Source organism: Microcystis sp. M165S2, assembly GCF_020245885.1.
Classification (GTDB): domain Bacteria; phylum Cyanobacteriota; class Cyanobacteriia; order Cyanobacteriales; family Microcystaceae; genus Microcystis.
In genome coordinates, this window is the sequence record NZ_JADBTZ010000288.1 from 1 (window position 1) to 10,437 (window position 10,437).

Genomic DNA, 10,437 nt, shown 5'->3' on the forward strand with positions numbered 1-10,437 from the left:
AGGGTTCTACCCTTCCTGGTGTCTTTAACGTGATGGCACCACTCCGATTCCATCCCGAACTCGGTTGTGAAACTTCACCGTGGCCAAGATACTTGTCGGGTTGCCGACCGGGACAATAGCTCGATGCCAGGATTATTCTTTACACAAAACAATTCCCTTCTCATGCAATTGGGGAGGGTTTTGCCTTTGCTGTACTTTTTTTATTGGTTTAGCACTGCGTGGCTCATCCTGCTGGACTACTGACGAAGAGTAGCTCTACTACAAAATTAATGTATATTAGTGTTTATGTTTTATGGAGCTAATTTTTATTGTCTCCCTTCAGTAGTTCTCTATAAGCAAGTTTACATTCTTCTAGTCTCTTCTGAAACAGAAAAATTGCCTTTTTCAAACCGTAAATTTTTACAGTTTTCCGAAAATACTCCGAGCATGATTCACATCTATAAAGTACGCTGTAAGCACAGGAAAATCCTTTACGAGGCGAAAGATATTTTTGATAGAATCGGATACAGTGAATAACAGCAAAATCGAGAATAAACCGTAAACCGATTTTCTCTAAACAATCGACTAATGGAATAACAAATATTAACAATTTGGAAATCGATATTTTCCGTTTTGTTCTTGTGTGCATAGAGAAACATCTATAAATCAACTTTCTAAGTATTTGATAAGCATAGCAAGGATATGACGAACTGGTTTTGCAAATTTTGGTGAATCTTTAAGCCAGCGAGCTAAAGGTGGCGATAATTTGTAGTATACTGAAATGAGTAAATTTCCTAATCGATACGTTCTAAGTTTTTTGTCTCGAAAGTGTCTTAATTTGATAACTTGAGGTGCTTCGTAACTGCCATAGACAGCAGTAGCTATAAAGCAGTGATCGCAGTGGTCACAATGATTTAAGTGGTCACAATCTTCAATATCTCCGTTAGACTTGTCCAAACTGATTGGGTGAGGTTCTGGTAATCCTCCACTTATATTATGATTAATAGAACTCTCTAACAATTGCTCTTGGTGGTGGGTTGGAAAAGAACTGCTACCGCGACTACTGCTAACAGGGAGAAATGGCTCTCTAGTGTTAGGTAAAGAGTCTATAGATTTGTGCAATATGACTGAACTAGCTATATGCTCTTTAGGAATTGAACTTTTAGGATAGTGCTGTTCTGAGTTATCCTCTGTTCGCAAACTAGGATTACTTGATGAAGAAGGAGTCAAATCAGGAACATATAAATTATTATTATGGGTTAACTCTTGAATAATCTTTTCTATATCTACTTTTGCAGACGCATAACCAACGCCGAATCCAACACCAGCCCCAACAAAAATATACCAGCCTAAGTTGTGCCTTAATTGTTTATATTTTTTGTCAGAAGATAAAAGCCTATTGAATTCATCAATGCTTAATTGATTAAGCTTTTCCAGTAGAGAAGTTAATTGTTCAGGAGATATGGGTAAGTTACCGTTATTCGCATATTCGGTGATAATGTGAAGAGTAATAGATTTTTTTATTTTATCATCCGCATCGAGAGGAAGTAGAGAGGCAAAATTTTCTACAAATTTTTCAACCATCTCATCATTAACATTAATAATTTGTTGATTGATTACTTGGTTAATTTGATGATAGACAATTTGCCCCTGCTGATCAAAATTTGACATAGTTTTTTAGTTCCTTTGAATCAGTATTTACAAGGCTGTGTATTTGTAAACGACTGCAAGAATATACCAGTCAATATCGGCTAAAACAGTTTTTGGACTAATTCAATAGCTTTAACAATTCCAGCAATGATTCCACCAGCTTCGGCGACTCCCTTCATAAAGCCTTTAGCCGTGCTTAGATAACCTGCAATTACATCCTTATTAGGTTGAGGTTTTTTTGCCTGATCGACAGCTTTCTGGATTTGCTCTTGAACCTCTGTAACAATTTCGGCATTGATGACTTTAGATTCTCCAGCGTTGCTTACTTCAGACTTCAGTTTCTCTAGCTCAATAATCAAATCGGCTTGATTTTGAGCTTCACCAAAGCTATAATTATTATTTGTTTGGTTTGTAACTGTCTGATGACGCATATCGAATACTGACATAATTTGGCTCCTTTGATATGATTTTCCGTTGTTAGTGTGATCTAGTGTTCTTCAAATGGGAATGAAGATATTAAAAACAACAATCCTATGGGCATTGTAATCCAACCTAGTAAAATCAAATTAGGCGATGTTACAAAAATTAAATATCCCACAGCAATCCCAAAAGCAAAACTGCTAACAGTAAAAATAATAGAAATAAATAAATTTCTACCGTTCCGTCTTATCTTTCTAATTACTAAAGCTAAAGATAAAATAGGAAGCCAGAAAATATCTCCTAGTAGAGAGCCAGCCGATGAAAATGAAATAGAACCCGTACCACCAATATGTTCATGCTCGCCCCTAAAAAGTATATAAATTCTATAGATAATATATATTATGTAAGTAGTAAATATTAAGCCAATAAAAGGAATTCTAAGTTTTTTTCTAAGTTTTGTTATACCTTTGTCAGAAAAACGAGAAAAAAGTGGAGATATTAATATAGAAAGTATGAGCCATACTACAATAATTAGTTTCAAAAATAAAAGAATATTTGAATTAACAAAGGGAACTATGAGAGGTATATAGCAAGCAAAAGAAAATCCCATTAAAAATAAACCTAATAAGTTTGCTTTTTTAAAGAAATTGACTAAAAAACCAAGCCATATCGTACTAATATTTTCAATAATCGTACTAATATTTTCAATAAAAATGGTTTCATTAAAATTAGTATCAGCATTAATATTCCAATTTTCATTATTTGTTCCTATTAATTTAGCACTAGAAAAGTCCGTACCGTTGGCGTTGGCATTAGCAAAGTTAGAATTTCGCAAAGTCGCTTTGTAGAATGTGGCATTATTGAGGTCAGAACTAGAGAAATCGCAATTGATCAGCGTGGCTTCGATAAACTGAGTACGGGATAGGTTTGCTTTGTTCAAAAATGTTCCAGTTTTTAGTTGAAAGTTTCCAATTAACATCCATAAAAAAAATAAACAAAATGGCGCAAGAATTAAGTGTACACCAAGAATAAATCCAGAGCAAGAGGACATCAACAAGGTGTCATTAACAAACTCTTTGTTTAAGCTTTCAGAAAGTGAACGTAAAAATGTTATCAAAGAATGACTTACAAATAGACCTATAAGCAAACCTAGAATCATAATAAGTATACTTAAAATATAAAAATCATAAGAAAATGTCAATACTTTCGACACCAAAAATCCCTGAACGACACCTATCAAGACAGCCATAATGAAAATAATTTCTTGAGTGCGGCTTCGTCCTGCCTTTGCACCCGAAAAATCGGCTCCTTCAAGGTTGGCATTGGTGAAGTCACAACCGCGAATATCGGCATTGCGAAAGTTTGCCCCTGCTAGGTTTTGATTATCTTTAAATGAGCGATTCCTTAGATCCTGATTGGAGAAGTCAAGCGGTTCGCTATTAGGTACAGTATCTGTTTCTCCATCCTGCACATTGATGGGATCTTGATTAGAGGAGTCAAGCAATGACGTAATAAGCTCTCGACTCAAAATGGCATCATTGAAATTGGTATCCGCATCAATACTCCAATTTTGAATATTGATATTTTTGAACTTTGCTCTCGAAAAATCCGTTCCGTGAGCTTTAGCATTAGCGAGGTTAACATTTTGTAGTTTTGCGCGGTGGAATGTAGCATTGGTGAGGTCAGAATTAGAAAAGTCACAATTACTTAGTATGGATTGACTAAACTGAGCATCTAACAAGTTTGTTTTACTAAAAGATGTCCCCAATATCTTCTGAAGTTCTTTAAATCCCATCCACAATACTGCAAAAAAGAAACATGATACTAAACCCAGAAGTAAAGTGATAACTGCAAGAAGATTTCCAACAATAAGATTGCCTTTTGTAAATTCATTAAACGTATTTATAGCAACAAAATTAAATCCGTCTATAGCCACAAACATAACCGCAGAAAAAAGTATTGCTGAGGAAGTCTCTGGAACTGTTGTAGATATAAACAAAAACGTAAAAGCTATCCCTAACGACAATCCCAACAAACCCACAACCGCAACTGCCAAATGAATTATCGATGCACTAGAACACTCAAAGGCAATTTTTGCTGCAAACGCTCCCTGAATCATAACTACTAAAGCAACTGCGATTAAAAGAATTTTTTGACGGTGGCTTCGTCCTGATTTTACACCCGAAAAATCGGCTCCTTCAAGGTTGGCATTGGTGAAGTCACAACCTCGTATATCGGCATTGCGAAAGTTTGCCCCTGCTAGGTTTTGATTATCTTTAAATGAGCGATTCCTTAGATCCTGATTGGAAAAGTCAAGCAGTTCGGTATTAGGTACAGTATCTGTTTCTCCATCCTGCACATTGATGGGATCTTGATTAGAGGAGTCAAGCAATGACGTAATAAGCTCTCGACTCAAAATGGCATCATTGAAATTGGTATTCGCATCAATACTCCAATTTTGAATATTGATATTTTTGAACTTTGCTCTCGAAAAATCCGTTCCGTGAGCTTTAGCATTAGCGATGTTAACATTTTGTAGTTTTGCGCGGTGGAATGTAGCATTGGTGAGGTCAGAATTAGAAAAGTCACAATTACTTAGTATGGATTGACTAAACTGAGCATCTAACAAGTTTGTTTTACTAAAGGATGTCCCCAATATCTTCTGAAATTCTAAAATTATTCCATAGAATATGATTAAATATAGCACCAACGCAAGAAATAATGCTATAACAGCAATAAAAATTCCCCAAAGAAAGCTTCCTTTTGTAAATTCACTAAACGTAGCTATTGCCGCAAATGCGAACCCATCCATAGCCACAAACATAACCGGAGAAAAAAGTAATACCGATAGCACATTATCAAATATTGGTGCTAACGAGAATACAAACCAAAATGTAAAAGTAATTCCCAATGAAAATATAAAAGAACCCACAACTGCACCTGCAAACTCAATTAAAGAAGCATCTACAAACTTAAACGCTACCGCACTAGCAAACACTCCCTGAATCAGAATCCCAAAGACAACTGCCATTAAAATAATTTCTTGAGTGCGGCTTCGTCCCGCCTTCACACCTGAAAAATCGGCTCCTTCAAGGTTGGCATTGGTGAAGTCACAACCTCGTATATCGGCATTGCGAAAGTTTGCCCCTACTAAGTTTTGATCATCTTTAAATGAGTAATTCCGTAGATCTTGATTGGAGAAATCGAGCCACCCAGTCTTTGCTTTTCTACTCCAAATAACATCATCGAATTTTGTATTATCATTGATTCTCCAATTCTGAATGTACGCTCCTTTAAGGATTGCGCCTGAAAAATCTGTACCGTAGGCACTAGCGTTAGTTAAGTCAGAATTTCGCAAGTTTGCTTTGTAAAATTTAGCGTTACTGAGATCAGAATTGGAAAAGTTACAACCAGTTAACGTGGATTGAATAAACTGAGCGTAGGAAAGATTTGCCTTGGTGAACGATGTTCCTGTTGCTCGTTGAAATGTACGAACTGCCAATACAATTCCAAACCATGTTAGCCAACCGCAAAATATGGCTAGACTAAAGTAAAAAATTACTCCCAAAATATTCCCTTTTATAAATTCTCCAAATCCCATTTTTCCTGAAATTACACCTACTCCTACAAATGTAGCCAATATGAATTGACCCATCGGCAAATCTTTATGGTGTGTTTTTGTAATCAGGCGAAATAATAAATACAAAAAACACAATAAAACCCCACTTCCAAACGCAACACATCCTGCAAATAAACCGTTAAATGCGGTTACATTCGCAAAAATTTTTTCAAATATAAATGTAGCCAAAACCCCAAAGGCGAACATAGCGACTGCAATAGAAACAAGTGTTTCTATAATCACACACGAAATCAGAATAACCTGTTGCCTGAGACTTTTACCTGCCCTTACACCTGAAAAATCGGCTCCTTCAAGGTTGGCATTGGTGAAATCACAACCGCGAATATCGGCATTACGAAAGTTTGCTCCTGCAAGGTTTTCTCCTGCAAACGAGCGGTTGCTTAGACTTTGATTGGAGAAATTAGTCATAATCGTCGAAATAATGACTGGTGTGGTACAAAACAACGCTAGTGTTTATCAACTATAGCAAATAATGGGTTATTTAGGACGCTTTCAATTTTCAAACTCTTATCTGAACAGGGTTTCAGCGATGGATTGTCCTAAGCACCTTGGTCTTTGCTATATTTCACGGCACAGGGATCTTCATGGCAATGTTGATCCTCTGCTAAGTAGGTTTCCCCCCCTTGCCCCAATTTATGCAGAGGCTTGTACCTTTGACCGATAGTTTCCATCACACATTCTCAAAAAATCTCGAAAATTTGGTTCTTCGGTTTGTCTTATGCAACGGACAGGATTATAAGAGATGAAACCCTTATAGAGAAAAACATTTGGCGATTTTTGTCAATTGTTTTTGATCTAGGGCGAACTAATCAATTAAATCTCTTGCCAGATAAGGATTTAGTCGATTTATGCCCCCCTATCGAACCATAACAAGTAACGAAGATACTTTTTTCTTTCATTTCTTGGCAGGACTTATTTACGTCTCAAATTGAATTGCTATATATCATAACTACTCTAGAAGATCCAAGTTTTTCAACAATTCCTATTTTTTCATCTAAGCTATGGTCTGAATTAACACAAAAGGTTGCACGATTAGTGTATTAAAAAGGTTATTGGGATGGGAATTCCAATCGCTTAATTGCTCCTGTGTCGGTTTTTCTAGCAGTTTTTCCCCGATCCAATTCTGCACTTCAGCAACCCGATCACCGGCGATCGCTTCTGCTACTTCGATTAAATTGAGGGAATCCGAAACCACGATCAGCGCATCCCTTTGAGCATGGGGGATTAAGTCACTCCACTCCACTTCGGCTAATTCCTCTAATAACTGCTCGTGAATATTACCCATACTGTCAATCCTGGCGAAAAAGCTCGCTCAATAACGAATTATCCCCTTCTTCTAGCATACAGGCAAAGGGACGACCGATTTCCCCATTTATAGTAATGTTAAGCTAAAATATAACGAACGTTCGATATTAAATTTATGCCTAAGATAGTAGACGTAGAACAATACCGAAAAGAACTCCTCTTAAAAAGTGCCGAACTCTTTGCCGAGAAAGGCTATGCTGACATGACGACGAGAGAATTAGCGCAAGGATTGGGAGTGTCCACGGGAACGCTATACCACTACTTTCCCAGTAAAGCGGCACTTTTCGAGCAGTTAGTCGAGGAGATGTGCCAGCAGGATGTTTTATTAGCTAAAGCCGAGATTGATCGAGGAAAAACCCTGATAGAAAAGCTAAAAATTCTCGGAAAATTTATGATTAATCGCGAGGATTCCTGCATCAAACAATTATTCTTATGGATTGATTATTCTCAATACCAAGGACGAGAAGAACTGCGTCGTAGTCAATTTTTTGAGCGCATTGATCGCCGCTATCATCAGGCAGTAATCGAGATTTTAGGTATTACCGATCCGAGTGTAGCTTGGTTAGTTGTCAGCGTTATTAATGGACTGATATTAGAGCGCCTGTGGTGCAATGAACAGATTGCGATCGATGAACAAATGGAATTATTAGGTAAAATTCTTACTACTTATTTACAGAAAAACTGTTAACCCCCAACAATCGCTTATTAACTGCAAAATTACTAACAGAAATTCTATGAACGGTAAAACTTTTGTGAAACCCAATCAGAAGTTAATTATCGGGTTAATAGTATTAGGCACAGGATTATTAGGAATAACCACCTTTTATAGCCTTTCCCAAGTCGCCCCCAAACCCGAAACCAAAACCCCTGTAGTTGCGTCGTCCGCACCGCAAAAAATCACCGCTTTAGGCAGAATTGAATCAAGGACAGAAATTATCAGCATATCTGCCCCAATGTTGCTTGATTCCGATCGAGTCATGCAATTATTAGTCGATGAAGGAGATAGCGTCAAAACGGGACAAATAATCGCCATTCTCGAAAGTCAGGAAAGATTAGAGGATAACCTGCGACAGGCACAAGAACAGGTGAAAGTAGCCGCAGCCAAACTAGAACAGGTGAAAGCTGGGGCAAAAGTCGGCGAAATCGATGCTAACACCGCTAACGTGCGGAAAATCGAGGCACAATGGTTAGGAGATCAAGCAAACCAACGGACAACTATCCAAAGATTAACAGCGCAATTAGACGGGGATAGGGCTGCCCAAAAAGCGACAATTGGCAAATTAGAAGCAGAATATCGCAATGCCAAAGCTGAATTCGATCGCTACGAAAAACTCTATCAAGAAGGGGCAATTTCCGCCTCTAGTTTTGATAGTAAAAGACTGAATTTAGAAACCAGTAATCAACAACTCACAGAAGCAAAAGTTACCCTAGAGAGGATTGAACGCACCGGCAAACAAGAGATACAAGAAGCCAAGACTACCCTAGCCCGGATTGAATCCACCGGTCAACAGCAGATCAAAGAGGCCAAATCCACTTTAAATCAAGTCTCAGAAGTGCGGGGAGTCGATGTGCGGGCAGCCCAAGCGGAGGTAAATGCTGCCCTAGTTGCCGTTAAAAAAGCCCAAACCGAGTTAAATCAGGCCTATATTCGATCGCCAATTACCGGCAAAGTGATTAAAGTCAATACCCGGATCGGGGAACAAATCAGCGCTCAAGGAATTGTTGACCTCGCTGAAACCGAGCGCATGGAAGTAATTGCCGAAATCTATCAAAGCGATATCGGGAAAATTCGCGAGGGACAAACTGCCACGATTACCGGATCGGCGTTTACGGGCGAAGTTAGCGGAAAAGTGCGCTTAATTGCCTTAAAAGTTGACCAACAAAATATCTTCAGCAATCAACCAGGAGAAAACTTCGATCGCAAAGTTATCTCTGTCCGTATTGCCTTAGATCGCGAAAACAGTCAAAAAGTGGCAGGTTTAACCAATTCCCAAGTAACTGTAACTATCAATGAGTAGGTTTTCCATGAAACTAACCCATCTATTCAAAAAAACGCCCCTATCTTGGTTACAGGTGACGCGAGAGAAAACCCGTTTGATCGTGGCTATTGCCGGGATTGCTTTTGCAGACTTCTTAATTTTCACGCAGTTGGGGTTTCGGGATGCCTTATTTGATGCTTCCGTTAAACCCCATTATGTCCTCGATGCGGATTTAGTCCTGATTAATCCCCAATTTGATACCCTCTTTGCTGTGAAAAGTTTCTCTCGCGATCGCTTGTACCAAGCTAAAAGAGTCGAGGGCATTCAATCTATAGCCCCAGTTTATATTGCTTCTGCCCAGTGGCGCAATCCCGAAACTGCCCTAGAAAGAACTACTTTAGTCTTTGGTTTTGATCCCAGTCAACGGGTTTTTACTCTCCCGGAAGTTAATCAAAAATCCAGTGATCTGAAGATGTTAAATCGCGTCTTGTACGATCAAGCAGGAAGACCAGAATTCGGTCCAATTGCCGATTTACTCCAGAAAAACCCCGATTTGACAGTTCAGTTAAATAGAAAAGAGGTACAGGTAGCGGGAATTTTTATCCTTGGTGCCTCCTTTGCTGCCGATGGTAACGTCATTAGCAGTGATTCTACCTTTTTAAGGCTCTTTCCCGAACGCCAACCCCACGAAATCGATATAGGACTGGTGAAACTGCAACCGGGGGCAAATATAGAGGCAGTAAAAGCCAATTTACAGGCACTTCTACCTAAAAATGAAGTAATAGTCCTTACTTTAAAAGAATTTGCTGAAAGGGAAAAAACCTATTGGGCAAATGGTACAGCCATTGGTTTTATCTTTGGTTTAGGTACAGTAGTCGGTTTTATCGTCGGTATCGTCATTGTCTATCAGATTCTCTATTCCGATGTCACCGATCACTTACCCGAATACGCTACCCTAAAAGCTATGGGTTACGGTGATTGGTATTTAGTCGGGGTTTTGATGCAAGAGGCTTTATTACTAGCGGTTTTGGGATATATACCGGGGTTTATCGTTTCTCTTGGTGTTTATCATCTCGCTTCCTCCGCTACACTTTTACCGATAGTGATGACTACCCCTAGGGCGATCGAAGTTTTAATCCTAACAATTATTATGTGTATTGCCTCTGGAATTGTCGCTATGGGCAAATTAAGGACAGCAGATCCAGCCGATATTTTCTAAGCTATCAAGGGTGAAACAATGCTGATTTTTCAAAAAGAGCGAGAATTAGGGAATTTTAGCCCTAATGAAACCGTAATTGCCATTAAAGGCTTAAATCACTATTTTGGGCTCTTCGTTACTCTTTATGCTAAATCAACAGACAAGATGCCAAGATAACATACTTCTAACCCAAAAATTCCGAAAGTTTCTAAAGCCATAGCCTCTTCGTTTTATTAGTTTAAGTTTATTGTTGATTCCCTCGACCA

The 10,437-nt window shown here is 38.4% G+C and carries 9 protein-coding genes, 1 rRNA gene and 1 pseudogene; 5 read left to right on the top strand and 6 right to left on the bottom strand.

Going from position 1 to position 10,437, the window contains the following annotated elements:
• Positions 1 to 14 precede the first annotated feature (14 nt).
• Positions 15 to 132, top strand: a 5S ribosomal RNA gene (gene rrf, locus IM479_RS14590).
• Between the two features lie 166 nt (positions 133 to 298).
• Here the strand turns inward: rrf and yidD are convergent.
• From yidD to IM479_RS14610, 5 genes are all read right to left on the bottom strand, one after another.
• Positions 299 to 628 (bottom strand): membrane protein insertion efficiency factor YidD, encoded by a 330-nt coding sequence (yidD, locus tag IM479_RS22725; protein WP_353737561.1) that lies wholly within the window; start codon positions 626 to 628, stop codon positions 299 to 301.
• Between the two features lie 17 nt (positions 629 to 645).
• Positions 646 to 1,650 (bottom strand): CFI-box-CTERM domain-containing protein, encoded by a 1,005-nt coding sequence (locus IM479_RS14595; RefSeq protein WP_287685311.1) that lies wholly within the window; start codon positions 1,648 to 1,650, stop codon positions 646 to 648.
• Between the two features lie 80 nt (positions 1,651 to 1,730).
• A complete protein-coding gene (locus IM479_RS14600; RefSeq protein ID WP_287685312.1) occupies positions 1,731 to 2,075 on the bottom strand; it encodes a hypothetical protein in 345 nt (114 codons plus the stop codon).
• A gap of 41 nt (positions 2,076 to 2,116) precedes the next feature.
• Positions 2,117 to 6,097, bottom strand: coding sequence for a pentapeptide repeat-containing protein (locus IM479_RS14605; protein WP_287685313.1), 3,981 nt, complete (start codon positions 6,095 to 6,097; stop codon positions 2,117 to 2,119).
• Between the two features lie 586 nt (positions 6,098 to 6,683).
• Complete coding sequence (locus tag IM479_RS14610; RefSeq protein WP_287672445.1) at positions 6,684 to 6,974, bottom strand: DUF2288 domain-containing protein; 291 nt, start codon at positions 6,972 to 6,974, stop codon at positions 6,684 to 6,686.
• A 135-nt stretch (positions 6,975 to 7,109) separates the two neighbouring features.
• On the opposite strand from IM479_RS14610, the gene IM479_RS14615 reads away from it, so the two are divergent.
• The 4 genes and pseudogenes from IM479_RS14615 to IM479_RS22730 all read left to right on the top strand — a co-directional run.
• A complete protein-coding gene (locus IM479_RS14615; protein WP_287080080.1) occupies positions 7,110 to 7,682 on the top strand; it encodes a TetR/AcrR family transcriptional regulator in 573 nt (190 codons plus the stop codon).
• Positions 7,683 to 7,728: 46 nt separating this feature from the next.
• Positions 7,729 to 9,012, top strand: a complete 1,284-nt coding sequence (locus IM479_RS14620) for an HlyD family efflux transporter periplasmic adaptor subunit (protein ID WP_287685314.1) — start codon at positions 7,729 to 7,731, stop codon at positions 9,010 to 9,012.
• Positions 9,013 to 9,019: 7 nt separating this feature from the next.
• Positions 9,020 to 10,192 (top strand): ABC transporter permease DevC, encoded by a 1,173-nt coding sequence (gene devC / locus IM479_RS14625; protein ID WP_287685315.1) that lies wholly within the window; start codon positions 9,020 to 9,022, stop codon positions 10,190 to 10,192.
• Between the two features lie 18 nt (positions 10,193 to 10,210).
• Positions 10,211 to 10,300: pseudogene (locus tag IM479_RS22730) on the top strand (ABC transporter ATP-binding protein); the annotation flags it as partial.
• A gap of 24 nt (positions 10,301 to 10,324) precedes the next feature.
• Here the strand turns inward: IM479_RS22730 and IM479_RS14630 are convergent.
• Positions 10,325 to 10,437, bottom strand: a 113-nt coding sequence (locus IM479_RS14630; protein WP_071784045.1) for a transposase, incomplete at its 5' end; no start/stop codon positions are given.

Coding starts and splice junctions, on each gene's coding strand:
- IM479_RS14620 (WP_287685314.1), top strand. CDS start 7,729: ATGAACGGTAAAACTTTTGTGAAACCCAATCAGAAGTTAATTATCGGG.
- IM479_RS14600 (WP_287685312.1), bottom strand. CDS start 2,075: ATGTCAGTATTCGATATGCGTCATCAGACAGTTACAAACCAAACAAAT.
- IM479_RS14595 (WP_287685311.1), bottom strand. CDS start 1,650: ATGTCAAATTTTGATCAGCAGGGGCAAATTGTCTATCATCAAATTAAC.
- IM479_RS14615 (WP_287080080.1), top strand. CDS start 7,110: ATGCCTAAGATAGTAGACGTAGAACAATACCGAAAAGAACTCCTCTTA.
- IM479_RS14610 (WP_287672445.1), bottom strand. CDS start 6,974: ATGGGTAATATTCACGAGCAGTTATTAGAGGAATTAGCCGAAGTGGAG.
- devC (WP_287685315.1), top strand. CDS start 9,020: ATGAAACTAACCCATCTATTCAAAAAAACGCCCCTATCTTGGTTACAG.
- yidD (WP_353737561.1), bottom strand. CDS start 628: ATGCACACAAGAACAAAACGGAAAATATCGATTTCCAAATTGTTAATA.
- IM479_RS14605 (WP_287685313.1), bottom strand. CDS start 6,097: ATGACTAATTTCTCCAATCAAAGTCTAAGCAACCGCTCGTTTGCAGGA.